Below are 19,416 nucleotides of genomic sequence, written 5' to 3'. Positions count from 1 at the left end.
TCAACTCCTCATCACCGGAACAGATGCACCATAGTCATTGAAACGGCGGGAATGTAGGTGACTGCAAGGAGCGCGATGATTGCCGCGATGTAAAGATGTGCCATTTTTCTGGCAATCGAGAGCACACCCACACCCGAGATCCGCGAGGCAACATAGAGCGTCGCGCCCACCGGTGGTGTGAACAGGCCCACGGCAACGTTACAGGTCATGATCACGCCAAGATGCACCGGGTCGACGCCGAAGGCCTTGGCCGTTGGCAGAAACAAGGGTGCGGTCAGCAGGATGGCGGGAACCGGGTCTAGCACCAGGCCCAGAATGAGCAGCACGATGTTGACCAGCAACAGGAACATCCATGGGCCGGAGGAAAACTCCTGAACGAAGGCAACCAGGATCTGGGGCATCTGTTCCAGGGTTATCAACCAGCCGAGCACGGTGGTTGCGCCGATCACCACCATCACCACTGAGCTGGTGACGAAGGAATCGACCAGCAGGCGCGGCAGATCCTTGATCTTGAAGTCGCGATAGACAACTGTCGTCACGAAGAGGCCATACACAACGGCCAGCGCGGCAGCCTCGGTCGGCGTGACCCAGCCGGTGAAGATGCCGCCAAGGATCAGGATTGGCATAAAGAGCGCCGGGGCCGTGCCGATGAAGGACGATGTCAGCTCCTTCAGCGTTGTTGTTCGCCCGCCCGGATCGCAATTGGTTGTTTTGCCCACGTAGTAGCAAACCGCCATGAAGAGTGCGCCGAACAATACGCCGGGGATCATGCCGCCAAGGAACAGATCCGCAACGGAAACGTTGCCGACAAAGCCATAGATGAGCATGGGAATGGACGGCGGAATGATGATGCCGATGGTTCCAGCTGCTGCAACGAGGCCTGCTGCAAACGCAGTGTTGTATCCCTCGCGGGACATGTTCTTGATCATCACCGAGCCGATGGCGGCAGAATCTGCAATTGCCGATCCGGAAATTCCGCCGAATATCATGGAAGCGCCAACGACAACCATGCCGAGCCCGCCCGCCATGAAGCCGAAGGCCGCACGTGCAAAGCCGATGATGCGCAGGCCGACACCGCCACGGCTCATCATTTCGCCAGCCACAATGAAAAGTGGAATGGCAAGGAAGTGGTTCGGTTCCACGCCGCCAATGAAATTAAGATACAACGCCTGAAGCGGATATCCGAGATCAAAGACGATGATGGGCAGAACGGCGGTGAGCAGAATTGCCCAAACAAGCGGAATGCCGATGAAGACGGAGGTCAAGAAAACCGCCACAACAAAGAGCAGGATCATTAAAGGGCCTCCCCGCCGTCAGAGTGAGATGCATGGGGCACGACCGGGTTTCTGATATCGAACACCATGTTGAATAGATGGAAGATCAGCGTCACGGCCATGCCGGCAGGCATGGATGCGTACAGCAGTCCAACCGGCCAATAGAGCACGGTGGTCTTCTGCGCCCAGGTATGAACGGAGATGTTGTAACCCGTATAGATCAGGCTGATCAGCAGAATTGCGATAATGGCATCTATCGCGATCGAAAGGGCGCGTTGACCGGGTCTGGGAACCAGTTTTTCGACAATTTCGGTAACACGCATATGCGCGCCGCGCGCAATGGCCGCGGCACAGCCGAAGAAGGTGCTCCACAGCAACAGAAAGCTGGTGACTTCCAGTGACCACGCCAGGTCGAAGCCGGCAAATCCACGAAGGGAAGCGTTGCAGAACACCAGTGTGACGATCGCAAATCCGCCAAGCGCCAGGCAAATATCGACCATATGGCTGAGCCAGCGCAGCACAGCCGGATAATGCTCTCGGTAATCCAAGGCTCTTCTCTTTTAGGAAAGGGCCGGGACTTTATAAGTCCCGGCTAGTTGTTGCCCGAAGTACTTGATCAGTTCTGGGCTGGGAGTGCTTCGCGGATCGCAGCCGCGTCGGCCAGGATCTTGTCGACTGCTTCGTCGCCGTAAACGTCCTTGGCTTTTGAATAGACCGACTGGACGGCATCACGGAACGGTCCGATTTCCGGAACGCTGACCGTTGCACCTTCTTCGGTCATTTCAGCAAGCTGGCTCTCAACGGAGCTCTTGACGAGGTTGCGGCTGAAAGTTGCGGATTCAGCTGCAGCTTTCAACACAGCTTCCTTGTCTTCGTCAGAGAAGGACTGCCAGGTCTTTTCCGCAATTGTCAAAGGCAGCGGGCTATAGACGTGACGCGTCAGCGTGATGTTCGGCGCGACCTCATAGAAGCGGAGCGATTTTATCGTGTCGACCGGGTTTTCCTGGCCGTTGACGATGCCCTGCTGAATGGAGAGGTAAACATCCGTGATCGGCATGACCACTGTCTGGAATCCGATGGCTTCCATCGACCAGCGGATCATGTCGTTCGGAAAGACGCGCATCTTCATGGATTCCGCATCGGTCGGAGACGCCAGCGGTTCATTGGTCGTGAAGCTTCGGAAGCCGGCTTCCCAAGTGCTCAGGACACGGAAACCCTTTTCCGGAAGCTTTGAGAACTCACCCTGCAGCCACTCGGAATTGTCATAAAGTTCCCAACCCTGTTCATAAGTGTCGACCAGAAACGGCATGGCCGTCAGGTTCAGGGTCGGCATATGCGTCGCATAGGAACCTGTCGCGGACACGGTAAAGTCCAGGCCGCCCAGCTGCAGCAGCTCGATCGCCTTCGGATCGTTGGCGAGCTGCCCTGACGGGAAGATCTGAACTTCGTAACGGCCGTCCGTATATTCAGCAACCTTTTCAGCGAACAGTTCTGCCGCCGCCTGGCGGGAACCGCCCGGATTATCGGTGTGGCTGAAACGCAGGGTTTCCACAGCATGTGCGCCACCCATACCGGCAGCAAGGATTGCCGCGCTCAGCAACAGACGGCTCAAACTCTTCTTATCAAGCATTTTGGTCTCCTCCCACGGCCGCTCCAGAAGGCCGTATCGATTTACACATTCGATTGCGTATACGTAAATCAATCCCTTGTCAACTTGGGAAATGTCGACTATCAAAAATCCAACGACGAATGCACTGAGCCTGTTTGGCCAGCGAATGCCGGCTCTGATCGACGTGGCCGCCAGAAGACGGCACCTTGGGACATCGGGCGTTAGCCGGTGGGAGGAAGCAATTGACGAAAAACGGTGGTGAAGCATTGCGTGTTGCCTGCCTTGGCGCAGGCTACTTTGCTCAATTTCATTATGATGCCTGGCGTCGGAACCCGCGCGTCCGTCTGGTCGGGTCCTGCGACCGGGACCGGGAAAAAGCCAAGGCCACCGGTCTGACCGCCTTTGGCGATCTGGAGCACATGCTCAAGATGGCCAAACCGGACCTGCTTGATATCATCACGCCGCCACCGACACATTTTGAGGCCATCACGCTGGCAATCTCAAAGGGTGTGAAGGCGATAATCTGTCAAAAACCGTTTTGCACCTCTCTGGAAGAAGCGAAAGAGGCGACCGTACTGGCCGAGGCTGCCGGCGTCACGGTCGTTGTCCACGAAAACTTCCGCTTTCAACCCTGGTATAGAACCATCCATCAGGCACTGAACGATCGTCTGATCGGTGACGTTCTACAGGTCACGTTCCGGCTGAGAACAGGTGACGGGCAGGGGCCGCGCGCGTACCTCGACCGTCAACCCTATTTCCAGGAAATGCCGAAACTGCTCATTCATGAAACCGGCGTGCACTGGGTCGACACCTTCCGGTATCTGCTCGGCGAGCCCGAGGCCGTTTACGCGGATTTGCGTCGTCTCAACCCGGCAATCAAGGGAGAAGATGCAGGCTATTTCGTCTTCGACTATGCCGATGGCGTTCGCGCACTCTTTGATGGCAACCGTCTTTTGGATCACGCTGCCGAAAACTGCCGGACCACACTCGGGGAAGCCCTGATCGAGGGCACCGGGGGAACGTTGACCTTGTCGGGGGATGGAGCCGTCAGGTTGCGCCATTTTGGCAATGTAAAGCCAAGCGTTCTCCTGGCTGCTCAGACCTGGAACGGCTTTGGCGGCGATTGCGTGAAGAATCTGATAGACCATGTTGTCGACGGTCTTTTGGACGGAATGCCGCTTGAAAACGAGGCGCGCGCGTATTTGAAGGTGATCGCGATCGAACAGGCGATTTATGAATCCAATCGCCTGGGGACGAAAATCCGGGAGTTTGCCCATGCTTGAGGCGCCAAAACCAAAAACAATCACCACCCAGGCGATGGAAAAAATCCGTCAGCTGATTTTCGACGGTGAACTTGCAGCCGGCTCCGATCATTTGGAAAGCGAGTTGGCGGATCGCCTTGGCATGTCCCGAACACCGGTGCGCGAAGCAACGCTCATGCTTGCCCAGCAAGGCCTCTTGGAAGTACGGCCCCGCAAGGGCGTGAGGATCTCGACCCTGTCGCTGAGAGACATGGAAGAAATCTATGCTGTGCTGACCGAACTGGAGAGCCTGTCTGCGGAACAAGCCGCCGACAAGGGGTATTCCGATGAGGATCTCAGTGCACTGAAACAGTCGATCGAAGCCATGGAAGAAGCGCTGGGGCGTGAAGATCGCGAAGCCTGGGCGATCGCGGATGACGCCTTTCACGACGAGCTCGTCAGGCTGGGCGGTAATTCTCGCGTGGAATCCATCGTGTCGATGATGGCGAACCAGGTCCGCCGGGCCCGCGCCATGACGCTCTATATTCGCCCCCTTCCGGTCAAGTCCAATGAGGACCACCGGGCGGTCTATGCCGCGATCAAGAAAGGCTATGCCAACGAGGCGCGTGAACGCCACAGAAGTCACCGGCAGCACGCCCGCGAAGTGCTGATCGAGCTTTTGAAGAAACACAAGCTGTTTCAGCTTTAGAGCCTTGCATATCTTCCCCTTTTTGTTGCAGGGGGAGCCGTCACGAAGCGCTTACCCGCCTTGCCAGACCTTGATGGCCTCAACCGGGTAGACAAGCATCAGCACGTTCAGGGTCAAGTTGTCCCGAATGACCCAAAGCGCCAGCAGCTCGAAAGCGATGGCAGTCAGGATGGTCACCCAAACGGGCATCCGGGCCGCAAAGAAGAACCCGGCCAGCATCCAAACAATATCGAATACGGAATTCAGGACACTGTCGCCGGTATATCCGACCGCAATGGTTGCTTCGCGGTAGCGGTCGATGATCCAGGGACTGTTCTCTGCGATTTCCCAGGCTGCCTCGATCAGGATCGCACCAAGCGCCCGCTCGGCAACCGAGTTGCGGCGGAAGAGCAGCCACAGCAGCCAGTAAAAGATAAAGCCGTGAATAATATGCGAGAACGTGTACCAGTCCGCGATATGCTGAGACGACCCTGCAACATCATCAGCCGGTGTCCAGAACAGAACATAGCCGCATTCGCAAATGGGAATACGCCCCATAGCCAGAAGAATGGCTGCGGTGGCGGCGGTCATCGCGATCCCGATGATCAGGCATTTGGTTCGGCTCACGCGTTTCTCCCCGGTGCAACTTGGTCGACAATGAATCAAGACTGGAAATATTGCCGGATTCTCTCTATGACCTTGCGCCAACGAAACATCAATCCTTCCGGCCCCTTTGATTGAAGTTGCGCCCCGGTTTCAACCGATGCGTTTGCGCAACCTCGCCGGAGAAGGCATTCAGGAGTTCTTTATGTCCAGCCTCAACGGCAAGGCACCCTTTCAGGATCGACGCACGTTCGCGATCATTTCCCACCCGGATGCCGGTAAGACAACCTTGACCGAAAAGCTTCTGCTCTCCGGTGGTGCGATCCGCGCTGCGGGGCAGGTGAGGGCGCGTGGCGAAAGACGCAGGGCACGGTCCGACTGGATGAAGATCGAGCAGGAACGCGGCATCTCTGTTTCGTCATCCGTCATGACGTTCGAGCGTAAGGGAATTGTCTATAACCTGCTCGATACGCCGGGCCACGAGGACTTCTCGGAAGACACCTATCGCACCCTGACGGCCGTTGATGCGGCGATCATGGTGATCGATGCCGCGAAAGGCATTGAGACCCAGACCCGAAAACTGTTTGAGGTTTGCCGCTTGCGCGACATTCCGATTATCACTTTCGTCAACAAGATCGACCGTGAAGGCCGCCATGCGCTGGAGATCCTTGACGAGGTGCAGGAAGCACTCGCACTGGACGTGAGTCCGCAGACCTGGCCGGTGGGCATGGGATCGGATTTCTTTGGTGTTTATGACTGGCAACACAAGAAATTCCACACTTCGGATGGCGAGCGCGGTGGCGCTTTTGCTTTAACGAAGGAGGTTTCAGGTCTCGATGATGGCGCTCTGACCGATGTTGTCTTTGACCGGATCATGGAAGAGCTGACGGAAAACGTTGAACTCGGTGCCGAAGGCTATGCCGAATTCGACCAGGAAAGCTTTCTTGAGGGTCATTTGACCCCCGTCTTTTTCGGATCCGCACTGCGCGACTACGGCATTGAGGAAATTCTGGATTTCATCGCCGAATTTGCCCCGGCACCCCATTCACAACCGGCCACTGGCGGGCGCACGATCATGCCGGCAGAAGACAAGGTCACGGGATTCGTCTTCAAGGTTCAGGCCAACATGGATCCCAAGCACCGGGACCGGATTGCCTTCGTGCGGCTGTGTTCAGGCACATTCAAGCGTGGCATGAAGCTGAAACATGTGCGAGCCAACAAACAGATTGCCGTCTCCTCTCCAATCTTCTTTTTTGCCGAGGAGCGAGAGATTGCGGATCTTGCCTATCCAGGCGACGTCATCGGCGTTCCCAACCATGGCCAGCTTCGCGTCGGCGACACCCTGACTGAGGGCGAGAACATCCACGTCACCGGTTTGCCCGCCTTCGCCCCTGAAATTCTGCGCCGGGTGCGCCTTTCCGACACCATGCGTGTCAAGCAGATGCGCCAGGGCCTACAGGACCTTGCAGAAGAAGGTCTTGTGCAGATCTTCAAGCCGGACCTTGGTTCAAACTGGATTGTCGGCGTCGTGGGCGCGCTGCAGCTCGACGTCGTCGTCGACAGGCTGAAAGCGGAATACGGGACAGAAATCGGCTTTGAAGCGGTGCCGTATTCCACAGCGCGCTGGATTGAAACCGACAGCCAGACCTTGCAGAAGATCATCGAAGGTCACCGCATGTCTGTGGCAAACGACCGCGACGACAAGCCGGTGTTTCTCTTCAAGAATGCCTGGGAGATCGGCCATGTCACCGAGAAATTCCCGGATGTCACTTTCCGTGAGACACGGGAAATCGTGCACGAAGAATAACAGATTGGCTCGAATCCAGCCCTGACAAGCTGATAAAGTCAAATCGCGCCAAGGTGACGAGTGTTGTTTCAAACATGAAGCGTTGATACTGTCATGTTCTCAGTCGTGTAGCGCAAGGACACCATGGCCGACTACGACAAAAACCCGTCACCCTATCTGCAACAGGCTTTTTCCGACAACCCGTACCGGTTGTTGGAATGGTCGGTGTTCCTGGAAGAACTCGGTCAGGTTCAAGGCAGGAAGGTGTTGGATCTAGCCTGTGGCGACGGCAGGCTGACCCGTGTTCTCGCCCATGGCGGTGCCGCGAACGTGCTGGGGCTGGATGTCTCAAGCGAAATGTTAGACCGTGCTAAGGCTCAGAACGAAGCCGGCCAACCGGACGCCTTTCCCGACATAGTCGACTATAAACAGGTCAGCGCATCGGATACGGGTTTCGCACTGGCCGATCCGGCTGACATCGTCACGGCCATGTATCTCTTTCACTATGCAAACAGCGTGGAAGAGCTGACTGCAATGGGCCGGTTCATCGGCCGGAACCTTAAGCCTGGAGGTCGGTTTGTCACCTACACGATTAGCCCGGACTATGATTTCACCGATGCACCAGATGACATGGAGCGGCGGATAGGCTTCCGTTACGACATCGTCAATCCGCCTGAATTCGCGCTCGTCATCAAGGATTTTGCAGTGCCGATCTGGCAATGGAGCCGCCAGAACCACGAAGATGCCTTAAGGGCGGGGGGCTCACCGATATCAATTGGCACCCGCTCAAGCTGCCTGCGGACCGGCAAGACCTGGCATCGGATTGGTCCTGGTATCTTGACAACGCAAGCTGCATTGTAATGACCGCGAGGAAAGAGGACTGAGGGGCGACGGGGCCTAGTCAATTCTACTTCTCATCCGCCTTGGCGGCACGGCTGTGCAGCGGTGTCAGACTGACGAGATCGACAATGGCGTTGCGGTTAAGTTCTTCGCTATCGCCATCGCCCTGGATCAGAGCAAGCAACTTGGCGTCGCCCTTGATGCGCTCAATCTCCGCCAGCGTTGCATCTTCAGAATCTGGAAGCTCAGCTGCAAAAAGCCTGTTTTTCATAAGCTTCTTGTAGGCCTGTTTGGGGTTTTGTTCATCGAGCAGGTCCGGCAGCGATGGATAAGAGGCCAATAGCCGCCAGGTCTTCGGCCACTCGGTCATGATCACGATCCAGCGGGCAAGCTGCAGCCAGCGTTCATCGTCAGGTGGCCAGTCGCGTTGTCTGAACGCGACAGCATTGTACATTGTCACGCCATTGATAATGCGCTTGATCTGGCGCGGGTTCGCAGGAAGGTGATCAGCCAAAGGTTCGAGCCTGTGGGAGATTTCTGCCTCAACATCCTCATCGGAGGCTGCGTGGATTGTGAATTCGTCCTTGAACCACTCATCGAACGCCTCGGTGTTTTCAAGCGCGCTTTTCAAATCCGTGGTCGGGGTATCTCCAGCGTCAGTTTCTTCTCCAGAACCAGAACCGGTCGATGCGGTTGCCGCTTCGCTGCGGACCTGTGCCTTGAGGGCTTCACTGTCGAGCACCGGCGCGGTGGGCTGTTGAACGGCGCGTTGAAAGAAGACACGTAGGCTTTGCGTTGTTTCGCTGGAAAAAGTCTTGATCTGCGCTTCGTCCAGATTGGCCTTGGAACCAAGGAGCAGGCGCCGGACATAGTCCTTTTGCCTGTCCGGGATAAGGCCGGGCAGGATAAAGGACATCTGGATCGCCTTTTCAACAAAACGCGCACCGAAAGTCTGTTCAGGACCGACACTAACCTTGTTCATGTCCTTGTGATGGACTTCAAAGGCACGCTCGATCCAGTCACGGTCACCTAGAATGACAAAGACGACGCGCGGGCTGCGCAACAGCGTCTGCATTCCGCGCACCAGGTCGACGATGAATTCCGGGCTGCAACGATCGAGATCGTCGACCACCACAAGGACAGGACGTTTCAGACGCTTCATTGTTTTATAGAAATGCCGCCGGAACCGTTCGAACGGGTCGCCATTGCCAAGGGAAAGGCGCTCGGCAAGTGTGTCGGTGCCAGGTCGAATGGACTCTGTGAAGCACGCTCCTATACCCCAGAGAAAACTCAATCCCGTCAGAGCGGTCAGCATGAGGCCAATGCCGTCCGCAATGCCGAAACCCTTGTCCGATCCGACGCTGAACATAAGACTGCCCTGACCTTTGGCATTGGTGTTGAGTTCCAAAATGCCAAAAACATAGAGCAGCCAGAAAAGCAGCAGACTGACAAACCCGGTTGAGATCAAGGCCACGATTTTCGGGCTTGTCAGGCGCCAGAATATTTCCGGCAGCCAGAGCCGCAAACGCAGATACTGGCGTTGCCACCAGTCCGGTTTTCGGGCGGGTTCTCCATCGACGATTTCAGGGTTCCAGCCTTCATATATTACGGAATCAAAGCAACGCTTGCGAACGGATTGGTAAAAGACCCACCAGGGAGGTGTAACATGCTGTGCCTGCCACGCGTTGAAAGGCACCACTATCCAGGGTCTGCGCGCGCTGTCCGGCCAATCCCGACCATCCCCGGTGGTGGAGCCGTCCTTCGGCAACGGGTCGCTGAGAAAAATGGTGGTCAGGTCCGCATCGCCGTATCTCTTGGATAAAAACGAGTTCTTGCCGTGCCGGTAGCCGGTTGGGTTGAGAACCCTTGCAAGGAAATTGGCAAACGTCGTTTTTCCACCGCCCCAGGGCGCGTCCAGGTGCAGTACAAATCCCGCGCGCGTGTTGTTGCGTGACCGGTCTCCGGAAAAACCTTCCGCCTGCTCAGTCGGGACCGCACCACTGCCGGCGCCGCTCAATTCTTCAGCGCCTTCACCTGTCCAATATGCCGAGGAATAAACCGGACGACGGGGAAACCCGGCAGCTTCCTTCTCCTCCCGCCACATGGCATCGTTGAGCCGGCACCAGATCAGGTGGAGCCGCCGTGCCAGTGCAATTGCCAGAATGCCTCTGCCAAGATCGTCACGTTCCGTTTCAGCGTCATCGGGTGCGAAACTTGTTTCAGATTCGACAAGAGCATCTCCTTGTCCGGTTCCCGTGCCTGTTTGACCGGCCTGCGTTTGAGAATTTGATCCTTCTGCATCGGATTGCACTGGGCTGGATTGAGCAACTGCTTGAAGCTGGCTGTCATTGAACAATGGTGGGCGGTTTTGTGTCCGCAGAAATGCGTCGAGTTTAAGAGCCTGGCTTTCCGGCAAAGCCAGAACTGCACCTTGCCAGTTCTTGCGGGCTATTCCGGCTGCCTCGATGACAGATTTCCGGGAAATCAGACGAGTTTGATCGAATTCGTGAACTTCGGTCTCGAATGTTCGCTGGCCGTCATCTCTGCTCTGTGTATCCTGTGCTGTCGATGTGACATGGCCCGTGCCAACCAACCCTCCGTTCGACCGGGTTCTCCAATAGATGACCGGATCATTGGCTTGCATCTCCGCCGGAAGAGCTTTTGCGGTCTTCCAGGGTAAGGTTTCACCTGTGTTGATCACATCCGGGGCAGATGTCCAGTCCTCCGGGTTGAACTGCAGGATCCAGACCCGCGGAAGGGCGGCGGTTCCATTGCTTGCACCCTGTTTGCCGTTTTCCCCCTTGAACGTGGCTTTTGCCTCGTCCTGCGTCTCATTGTTTGTTGAGTGGCTTCCCTCGGCAGAAGACCGGCCATGAAGCTCGATCATGCGGGCTTCAACGGCTTCTGGACCGTCTTTGTCGTAGAGCTCTTGCAGGTTCGCGATTTCAGGATTGACTGCTCTTGCGCCATCTGCCCACATCGGTTCAGGCAAGGCGATGCGCGCAATCTCAAGCGTCAGGTCGCGCAGCGCCTGACCTGCCAGACGTTGTTCGTACCAAAGCGTCCAGACGTCCCAGTTGGGACCATTTTCCAGGAGCCATGCCTTCAGCTCTTCCCACATTTTGAGGACGTCATCTGGCATGCGTCCATCCGGCCAGAGCGCATTTTGCACAAGGGCGTCGGCAGGGAGCCCCTCGTAGAGTTGCTCAACGTCTGTTTCATATGCCGAACCATTATAGTCGCTATCAATGTAGATTGCGTTCAATGCGGCACGTATGGCCAGCATCCGGGCCGCGTCATCTGCCGTTTCTTCGAACCGGGGATCGATCGAACCCTTTGTTATTTCCGGCGAGGCGAATGCTGAATCTGCGCTCTGGTATCCACTCAGGACAGCAGGGTTTTCACTTGATGTGTCCTGACCGGCAGAGGTTAGCCCTGAAGAGTGACCGACGTCGCCACCGGAGCAGACAAAGGCAAACACAGCGTTGTTTTGACGAAAGGTTTTCAGGATTGCTGCATCGGCAGTCTCGTCGTTTTCGAGCTGCAAAAGGAGAAGCGGCACTGCACGCAGGGAACAGCGCAGGGCGATAGCCGCCGCAACGTGTCGGGGCTGTTTTGAAAGCCAGGCTTCAAGTTCAGCGAGATCAAATTCCTGTTTCCGTGCAGTCACGTGATCACTCCCCCATAAATCAGCTTAAACGGGAGGTGCTGTTTTGAGCAACCGTCGAGAATGGCCGCCGAAATCGGGGGGCAGAGGAAGCAACTTTTGCCAGCCGGATTTGCGGCACATCATTTCCACCGCGGGACGCCTTCGATACGCTTGGTATCGACTGGAGATTGCGTTGATTGAACAGCCGTTTGAAATCGTCCTCGATCTGCCTTGCTGGTCAGGGCCGATAGACCCGGAACCCCTTTCCGGCGGGATCACCAATACGAGCTACAAGGTGAACGACGGCGGGCGCACCTTCGTTGCTCGGATTGGCGGCGATATCCCGGTGCACCAGATCATGCGCTTCAATGACATAGCCGCCAGTCGTGCTGCGTTCGATGCCGGCTTGTCGCCGGCAGTTCACTATGCACAGGACAATGCCATCGTCCTTGATTTCATCGACGGGCGCACGCTTGCGGTCGACGACCTGCAAGACCCGATGATGCTGCAGCGCGCGGTCGATCTGTTGCGCCGCTGTCACCACGACGTGCCCCGGTTCCTGAAAGGGCCGGTCATGGCCTTCTGGGTGTTTCACATCCTTCGCAACTATGACCGGATCTTGCGCGATGACGGGAGCAAATATGTGCCGATGCTGCCGGAATTGCAGTGGCAGGCGAGCCACCTGGAAGAAACCATAGGTCTGATCCAGATGGTTTTCAGTCACAATGATCTGCTGGCGGCCAATTTGATTGATGACGGCACACGCCTTTGGTTGATTGACTGGGATTATGCCGGATTTAACTCACCTCTGTTCGATCTGGCTGGGCTTGCCTCGAACAACTCACTTTTGCCGCAACAAGAAGCGCTCGCGCTTGAGATCTACTATGGCCATTCGCCGGACGGATTGCTTGTCAGGCGTTACCACGCGATGAAATGCGCAGCGCTCATGAGAGAAGCAATGTGGTCCATGGTGTCTGAGCATCATTCTGAAATCGACTTCGACTTTGCGGCCTATGCCGAGGAAAATCTGAACCGGTATCGGAAGGCCTTTCGGACGTTTGAGGAACTATAGGAAAACGCGGGCAGGCCGCGTGGAAGCAAGACAAGGTTGGCGCTGGTCTCGCCTGACAATGACCCAAGCGCCGACATTTGCTTGACATAACAGCTCGGCAACGTGCCAAACTGTAGTGCATGAATTGATTTCGACATTATCAGGCAGGGAAAGCGCCTCCAATGTTGACAGTGCCGGGACTTGCGGCCGACGCGCTCGGCGATTTTTTGACCGCTTACGTGCAGCGCCGTTTCGGCAAGTCAGATCCGGAACTGGCCGAGTTGGTGCCCTCCATTGCTCGCATTGCCATGGAATGCATCGGCAACAGCGATGCGCTCTACCACAATATTGAACACACAATGCTGGTCACTTTGGCCGGTCATGACATCTTGCGCGGGCGTGCATTGCACACCCACATGGCGCCAACAGACTATGCGCATGTGATCGTTGCCTGCCTGACGCATGATATCGGCTATGTACGCGGCATTCTGCCGGGCGACGATGCTGAGGGCTTTGTCGTCGACGACACAGGGAAAAAGGTTCAATTGGCGCGCGGGGCGTCTGATGCTGCGCTGACGCCGTACCACGTTGACCGGTCGCAGCTATATATCTTTGAACGGATCTCCGGCACCGGTTTGCTCGATCCTCAACGGATCGCCGATGCGGTTGAGGGATCACGATTTCCAAGCAAGTTCCCGGACGACAATGAAACGCTCGGTGAAGATGCCACTTTGGTGCGCGCTGCAGATTTCATCGGTCAGCTGGGCGATCCGCATTACATCCGCAAGGCCAATGCCCTCTATTTCGAATTTGAAGAGGCGGGCCTTAACAAACAGCTCGGCTACGACACCCCAGCGGATCTGGTTCTGAAATATCCTCAATTCTATTGGAACAGCGTCGCGCCTTATATTCAAAAGGCTATTCAGTATCTGAAAATCACGGCGTCCGGCCGCCAGTGGATTGCAAACCTCTATTCAAATCTCTTCCTGGCGGAGAGAGACATCGCGCTCCTGGGGCCGCAGCGCTGAATTGCATTGCTCATAGCCCACATTCTCGGCTTAAAGAGACACCTTTCAACCGATATCGTAATTTCAAGTTGTAGCGATGTTGATTTCGCTAAAAACTAAAAGTTTCTTTATTGGTAATAATACGGATTATTTTGTTTAATTTTTGCAGGCAAGTATTGTTAGTAATTCTTATTGCTGGAGTTTATTGAAAGTCCTCTGTTAGTAAGTAAGATGATTGAGTTAACTAGGTAAAAATCATGCTAAGTCTAAGAATTCTTACTTTGAGTGAGCTTTAGGGAGTAAATCCCGAGCATGGTTGAATGAGATCTGTAGAGAGAGTGAATTTGTCTCTTTCTGACCAATCAGGCGGCCGCAGCACAACTGTTGCAACTCCATCAGTTGGAGTTGAGGCCGAGGCAGCAGAAATTCGCCGACTGTCCAGACCGTTTTGGGCGACGGTCTTGATTGGTGCTGTCAGTTTGTTGGTCTTTGTCGCGTTTCTGACACGGTCGCTCGACCGGAATTCTGTCGAACAGTCTCAGCAAGTCTTCAAAGCTTTGCTGATCGACCGCATGGGACGACTTGAAACATTAGTCCTTGAGTATGGGTATTGGGACAGTGCCGTCGAGAACCTGGTGAAGGATTTGAATCTTCAGTGGGTGGATCAAACCTTTGTCGACTATCTTCAGGAAAATCTTCAGGTCGAAGCTCTGCATGTACTGGATGGCGACAACCGTCCAAAACTTCAAATCTTGAATGATACGATAGCTGAATTTGATCTGTCCCAGTACGAGCGCGGCCTCACGCCGCTTCTGAAAAAAGCGCGACGGGGCAATGCGTTTACAGCACCCGAGCCAGTCTCCGGGTTAATTGGAAATCTGACCGACCTCTCAATGGCCAGTGCGATTGTTCTCACGACTTATGACGATGTGGATATTCGAACAGACCACCTTCTTGTCTTTGTGCAACCGCTTGATAGCAACGAACTGGCCGCGTTGAGTGAAAAGTACGGCCTTCCAAACTTGCGCTTGTCCTCTTCCATGCCGACCTATTGGCAAGGAGGCTTCGAACTCTCAACGGTTGACGGAACTCAACTGGGATACCTGATTTGGGACCCTGCACTACCAGGCATCCGATTGTTGCCCTTGATGGCCATCGGTGTCCTTCTGGTCTTCATATGTACGTTGTTGACTGCGCGGCTCTATGTTCACAGGGCGACGGCGATTGTACGGGATTTGGCAGAGGCCAAACACGAGGCGGAACATTCAAGGGAACTGCTTGCCGAGCAGGCGCAGCGTGATTTTCTGACAAAGCTTGGGAACCGGCGCTTCCTGGATGAGAAGATGTCCGAATTGCAGGCACAGGAGGTCTCGGGCGATGGTTACGCGCTCCTTTATCTCGACCTGGATGATTTTAAGCAGATCAACGACGAGCACGGACATGAAATGGGGGATCTGGTGCTTCAACACGTCGCCAAGTCACTGCGTGCATTTGCCGGCGATGATGACGCTGTTGTGCGCATCGGGGGAGATGAGTTCGTTATCGTCTTTTCAAGGGCCGATAAAGAACGGATCAATAACCTCGGACGCATGATAATCGAGCACCTCAGCGAACCCATGCAATTGAACGATGTGGTCTGCAAATTTGGAGCGAGCATAGGCATCGCTTTTGCAACGCAACCTTCTGAATTGCTCAGACAAGCTGATGTGGCCCTTTATGCTGCAAAGAGGCGCGGTCGGGGTCAGATGGCTGTCTATACCGATGAACTGCTTGAGCTGAAGGGTGGTTAGCAAAGCTGTTCATGTAAATTTGTACGAAACGAAACAAATTGCGGAAGGTCGTCGAAGCAGATGCGTACTTCCATCGAGCCTCAGACCAGTCTTCGCAAGGCTTGACCAACCCAATCAGGCGTTGGCATCAGGATTGAATCCTGCAGGACATTTCTGGCTGCGTTCGGGAAGGGAGCAGACCTTTCTGCCTTTGTGTCGTAGTGCAAAAGCATGCATTCGAACGTGGCGCATTCACGGCTGTCGCACAGCATGGTGTGACCAACATGCAATCTCTTAGCGTCCACCCCCAGTATGGCGGTCTCTATTTTAAGAGTTGCAGGTGCACGGACTTCTCCAACATACCGTAAATGCGTTTCGAGCGTGTAGAGTGCGCAACCGGTCTTGTCGAAATAGTCCGTTCCGACCCCAAAGTGATCTTGTAGCTTCCAGGTCGCATTGCTGAACGGGACCAGGTAATAGGCCTCGTTCAGGTGGCCATAAGCATCCAGCCAGTTGTTCTGTAGTGGTTCTTCGTGCAGTTGCAACGTCACCATGGTGCCTCTGGATCAAGAGGGTTTCACAAAAACAACCAGTTTGGTCATCGCGGGAATGAGATTGTCGACGATATCGACCTCAAAGCCCATCTTTTTGCCTGCGTCCGTCAGCCATCCGACAGACAGCGAGCGGGCCTCCGGAGTAAACGCCATATGCTGCAGCTGCCAGAGAGCGGCAAGGGCGGGTCCACGCCGGTCTTCTTCGACCATGAAATCATGCACCATCAGCTTGCCGCCTGGAGACAGTGCATTGGACGCCTTTTTTAGCAGCCCTTCCACATCGTCACCCGGCACACCGCTCATGAGATAGGACATCAGGATGGCGTTCTGATTGCTGGGCCATTGAACATCGATGGCATTGCCAGGAATATACCGGACGCGATCAACCAGGTCGGCCTCGGAAATGAAACGCCAGCCAATTTCAGCGACGTTCGGAAAGTCGATGATCGTTGCATGCAAGTTTTCATATTCGTTGCAAAGGCTTATCGTCATGGCGCCAGTCCCGCCGCCAACATCTAACAGGGTTTCCGTGTCACCAAGATCCACTTTCCGTGCAAGTGTCCGACCCGGTCCGAGCGAGCCTGCGTGCTGGCTTTCAGAATAGACAGAAGCCTGCTCTTCGTCCGTCATCCAGTGGCTATAGGAAGCGATGGCATCGTCGGACAAATCGCCTTTTATGACGGCATTCAGCTGGAGCAGGAATGGATACATCTGCTGGTCGATCTGATGGCGAAGATAGTCTCCGAAGTCATATTGCGACTGTTTGGAGAGAAAGTTCTGCGCTGCAGGAGAATTTGAGATCCTTTTGTCGTCACCGATTGCAAGCAAGCCAATGCTGGCAAGCGCTGTCGTTAGAATGACGATGCGATTGACCGGTATATCAGTGGCTTTAGCCAATTGTTCGGCCGTTTTGGGACCGTCTGCGAGAACTGAAAACATATCGACGTGCAGTCCGGCAAACAGAGACTTGGATGCCATGAAGCCGAATGCGATCGATGACAGGTCCTCCGCGCTTTCGATTGTGTGTGCACTCGTCGCCGCGGTGTCTTGGACCAGCATGCCGTATTCACTCCTTTGTTTTGAACTTGAGGTGCAAAACATACACCTTCGGTTCCGCAGTGCAACAAAGGTCCTGGCTGCCGGGCAGTTTGGAGCGACGCATGTCTTTACGATCGAAGAGCTGTGGGCGCGTTGTTTTCATGGCGACGGAGAACGCAAAACCGGTTGCATCAATGAGCTCATTTTGGCGAAGTCGCGTTTTCAACATTTGTGATGGCCACCTTCGATCTGCTACCTTTCATGTACGACGCGGTGGGTTATGTCTCATTTGCGGACAAAGATGCAGTTTGCATTTGAAGGGCCAACCGCTTTGTTGCACCTCAATTTCCCAAAGACTTGAGACTTCATTGAAGAAGATCATCATCACCGGAGCCAACGGCGTTGGCAAAAGCCTCTTCGCGAGCAAATTGGCTAAGGCCCGTCCAGATGTCCCAGTGATCTCGATCGATGAAATGAAGCTCCAAACCAACTGGCAGAAACGAACTAGAATCGAAATCGAAACAGCCCTTGCGAGAGCGCTTGAGAAAGACGCATGGATACTTGAAGGAGGCCCTGGCTTTTTATCACAAGCTATTGCACAGGCTGACGCACTTGTTTGGCTGGACCCACCAGAATATGTGAGGGCATTGCAGCTAGCCGTACGCCCCTGGAAAAATTTCGGGCAGACCAGACCAGAGCTGCCACCGGGTAACCTCGATTGGCCGTTGCAACAGTATTTTTTCGCCCTTCGCAGTCTCAAGAACAAGTCGAAGTTTCGCTCCTGTATCTCGGAAGCATTTCGCTGTGCAAGCGGGCTTGAAAAGTGGCAATGTCGAAACAAACACGATCGTATAGCGGTCGTTTCAAGATGGTCCAGTGTCTAAATCCAAACGACATCTTGGGCTCATTTGAATGAAGTGCTTGCTGGATGTAGTGTTCGGCATCTTAATGTGCGGTCTTTCAGCAGGATCAAGCATTGCCGCGCGGCATGAAAAGTGAAGGGTGAACTTCCTTCGTCAAACGAGCGGCAATCCGGATCTGGTTGCCCGTCTCTGGTCAACTTTAGCGACGTAAATGTGGGTAATACCTGGAAAGGCAGTTCGCAGTGGTCTCTGTCGACCGGACATCGATGTGGAATGCTGTCTTCAACACCAAAAACAATGCTTCATGCAGAACAGAAAAACCGGCCGGAAGGGCCGGTCAGTCTCTGGTCATGAAGATGCCCTCAAGAGGCGCGCGCCGCCGGAAGTTCGATGTCGATACCAAGTGTGGTGACATCTCCGGATCTGTCCATTTCAAGCTTGACGGAGTCCGGGTCGATGTCGACCCGCTTGGCGACGACTGCAAGAATGTCTTCTCGAAGACTGGAAATCAGTGCCGCGTCTGAACCGTTATCCGCCCGTTCATGCGCGAGGAGAATTTGCAGCCGGTTCTTGGCTACCGAGGCGCTAGCGCCTCTTTTGCCAAAGAGGCTCAGAAGGTTCATGCGGCCCTCCCTTTGAAGAGCTTGCCGAGGAAGCTTTTCTTCTCTTCGGGAATGGTCACCGGAATGTTTTCGCCAAGCAGCCGTCGCACGGCTTCCATATATGCCTTGGAGGCCGGTGAGGTTTCGTCCGACACGGTGATCGGCAATCCGACGTTGGAAGCCTTGAGCACGTCCTTGCTCTCCGGCACCACGCCGATGAGAGGCACTGACAGGATGTCGACGACATCGTCTGTCTCCAGCATATCGCCGGACTTGGCACGTTCCGTGTCATAGCGTGTGATCATGAGATGCTTTGGCATCCGGCCGCCGTCTTCGGCAATTTTTGTTTTTGCATCGAGCAAGCCAATGATCCGGTCACAGTCGCGCACGGAAGAGACTTCAGGATTGGAAACAATAATTGCTTCATCGGCGTGGCGCATCGCAAGGGTCGCGCCGCGCTCAATGCCGGCCGGACTGTCGCAGATCACCCAGTCGAAATACATCCGCAATTCGCTGATGACGCTGGCAACGCCCTCTTCTGTCAGTGCGTCCTTGTCTCGCGTTTGCGAAGCTGGAAGCAGATAGAGATTGTTGAGTTTCTTGTCCCGCACCAGGGCCTGCTTGATCGAAGCTTCGCCTCGTACAACATTGACCAGATCAAAGACGACGCGGCGCTCGGCCCCCATGATCAGGTCCAGATTGCGCAGACCGACATCGAAATCGATCGCGCAGACCTGGTAGCCTTCTTTGGCAAGCGCCGAAGCAATAGCAGCGGTTGTGGTGGTTTTACCCACTCCGCCTTTGCCTGACGTGACCACAACGACAGTGGCGTTGCTCATGGT

17 protein-coding genes are annotated in these 19,416 nt (G+C 55.0%); 8 read left to right on the top strand and 9 right to left on the bottom strand.

Features of this window, described 5'->3' with window-relative positions:
- Positions 1–11: 11 nt before the first annotated feature.
- From ACZ1HV_RS07450 to ACZ1HV_RS07440, 3 genes are all read right to left on the bottom strand, one after another.
- Complete coding sequence (locus ACZ1HV_RS07450) at positions 12–1,295, bottom strand: TRAP transporter large permease (RefSeq protein ID WP_298815643.1); 1,284 nt, start codon at positions 1,293–1,295, stop codon at positions 12–14.
- Entirely contained in the window at positions 1,295–1,822 is a 528-nt protein-coding gene (locus tag ACZ1HV_RS07445) for a TRAP transporter small permease (protein ID WP_298958554.1), read from the bottom strand. The genes ACZ1HV_RS07450 and ACZ1HV_RS07445 overlap by 1 nt, the downstream gene beginning before the upstream one ends.
- 68 nt (positions 1,823–1,890) lie before the next feature.
- On the bottom strand, positions 1,891–2,904 hold the full coding sequence (locus tag ACZ1HV_RS07440) for a TRAP transporter substrate-binding protein (protein WP_298958552.1): 1,014 nt from the start codon (positions 2,902–2,904) through the stop codon (positions 1,891–1,893).
- 221 nt (positions 2,905–3,125) lie between these two features.
- Between ACZ1HV_RS07440 and ACZ1HV_RS07435 the strand changes: the two genes are divergently transcribed.
- Together ACZ1HV_RS07435 and ACZ1HV_RS07430 are read left to right on the top strand one after the other, a co-directional pair.
- On the top strand, positions 3,126–4,166 hold the full coding sequence (locus tag ACZ1HV_RS07435) for a Gfo/Idh/MocA family protein (protein WP_472717729.1): 1,041 nt from the start codon (positions 3,126–3,128) through the stop codon (positions 4,164–4,166).
- Entirely contained in the window at positions 4,159–4,833 is a 675-nt protein-coding gene (locus ACZ1HV_RS07430) for a GntR family transcriptional regulator (protein WP_152502757.1), read from the top strand. Before ACZ1HV_RS07435 ends, ACZ1HV_RS07430 begins: the two co-directional genes overlap by 8 nt.
- Positions 4,834–4,884: 51 nt before the next feature.
- Here the strand turns inward: ACZ1HV_RS07430 and ACZ1HV_RS07425 are convergent, their stop codons facing one another.
- A complete protein-coding gene (locus ACZ1HV_RS07425; protein ID WP_298815654.1) occupies positions 4,885–5,439 on the bottom strand; it encodes a DUF2585 domain-containing protein in 555 nt (184 codons plus the stop codon).
- Between the two features lie 181 nt (positions 5,440–5,620).
- Between ACZ1HV_RS07425 and ACZ1HV_RS07420 the strand changes: the two genes are divergently transcribed.
- Complete coding sequence (locus tag ACZ1HV_RS07420; RefSeq protein WP_298983146.1) at positions 5,621–7,222, top strand: peptide chain release factor 3; 1,602 nt, start codon at positions 5,621–5,623, stop codon at positions 7,220–7,222.
- Between the two features lie 123 nt (positions 7,223–7,345).
- A complete protein-coding gene (locus tag ACZ1HV_RS07415; protein WP_472717728.1) occupies positions 7,346–8,062 on the top strand; it encodes a class I SAM-dependent methyltransferase in 717 nt (238 codons plus the stop codon).
- A 46-nt stretch (positions 8,063–8,108) separates the two neighbouring features.
- On the opposite strand, the gene ACZ1HV_RS07410 is transcribed toward ACZ1HV_RS07415, so the two are convergent.
- Positions 8,109–11,711: a P-loop NTPase fold protein gene (locus ACZ1HV_RS07410; protein WP_472717727.1), complete on the bottom strand. Its 3,603-nt coding sequence runs from the start codon at positions 11,709–11,711 to the stop codon at positions 8,109–8,111.
- A 172-nt stretch (positions 11,712–11,883) separates the two neighbouring features.
- Between ACZ1HV_RS07410 and ACZ1HV_RS07405 the strand changes: the two genes are divergently transcribed.
- The 3 genes from ACZ1HV_RS07405 (at position 11,884) to ACZ1HV_RS07395 (ending at position 15,538) form a co-directional block, all read left to right on the top strand.
- A complete protein-coding gene (locus tag ACZ1HV_RS07405) occupies positions 11,884–12,762 on the top strand; it encodes a choline kinase family protein (RefSeq protein ID WP_298815661.1) in 879 nt (292 codons plus the stop codon).
- A gap of 161 nt (positions 12,763–12,923) precedes the next feature.
- Positions 12,924–13,769 (top strand): metal-dependent phosphohydrolase, encoded by an 846-nt coding sequence (locus tag ACZ1HV_RS07400; protein ID WP_298958537.1) that lies wholly within the window; start codon positions 12,924–12,926, stop codon positions 13,767–13,769.
- 323 nt (positions 13,770–14,092) lie between these two features.
- On the top strand, positions 14,093–15,538 hold the full coding sequence (locus tag ACZ1HV_RS07395) for a diguanylate cyclase domain-containing protein (protein ID WP_472717726.1): 1,446 nt from the start codon (positions 14,093–14,095) through the stop codon (positions 15,536–15,538).
- A gap of 80 nt (positions 15,539–15,618) precedes the next feature.
- Here ACZ1HV_RS07395 and ACZ1HV_RS07390 read toward each other — a convergent pair whose 3' ends face one another.
- Positions 15,619–16,071: a thioesterase family protein gene (locus ACZ1HV_RS07390; RefSeq protein ID WP_472717725.1), complete on the bottom strand. Its 453-nt coding sequence runs from the start codon at positions 16,069–16,071 to the stop codon at positions 15,619–15,621.
- 12 nt (positions 16,072–16,083) lie between these two features.
- Positions 16,084–17,130 (bottom strand): methyltransferase, encoded by a 1,047-nt coding sequence (locus ACZ1HV_RS07385; protein ID WP_298815671.1) that lies wholly within the window; start codon positions 17,128–17,130, stop codon positions 16,084–16,086.
- Between the two features lie 347 nt (positions 17,131–17,477).
- Between ACZ1HV_RS07385 and ACZ1HV_RS07380 the strand changes: the two genes are divergently transcribed.
- The gene (locus ACZ1HV_RS07380) at positions 17,478–17,993 is read left to right on the top strand and encodes a P-loop NTPase family protein (protein ID WP_298958531.1); all 516 of its coding nucleotides are present in this window, start codon (positions 17,478–17,480) and stop codon (positions 17,991–17,993) included.
- 341 nt (positions 17,994–18,334) lie between these two features.
- Here the strand turns inward: ACZ1HV_RS07380 and minE are convergent, their stop codons facing one another.
- Positions 18,335–18,595 carry a cell division topological specificity factor MinE gene (gene minE, locus ACZ1HV_RS07375; protein WP_298815675.1) on the bottom strand — a complete coding sequence of 87 codons (261 nt, stop codon included), beginning with the start codon at positions 18,593–18,595 and terminating at the stop codon, positions 18,335–18,337.
- Positions 18,592–19,413 (bottom strand): septum site-determining protein MinD, encoded by an 822-nt coding sequence (minD, locus tag ACZ1HV_RS07370; RefSeq protein ID WP_298815677.1) that lies wholly within the window; start codon positions 19,411–19,413, stop codon positions 18,592–18,594. The genes minE and minD overlap by 4 nt, the downstream gene beginning before the upstream one ends.
- Positions 19,414–19,416: the final 3 nt, after the last annotated feature.

The organism is Roseibium sp. JB4-4, assembly GCF_055693425.1.
Note: the sequence above shows the minus strand (reverse complement) of the source record. Positions and strands in the feature narration are given on the sequence as shown.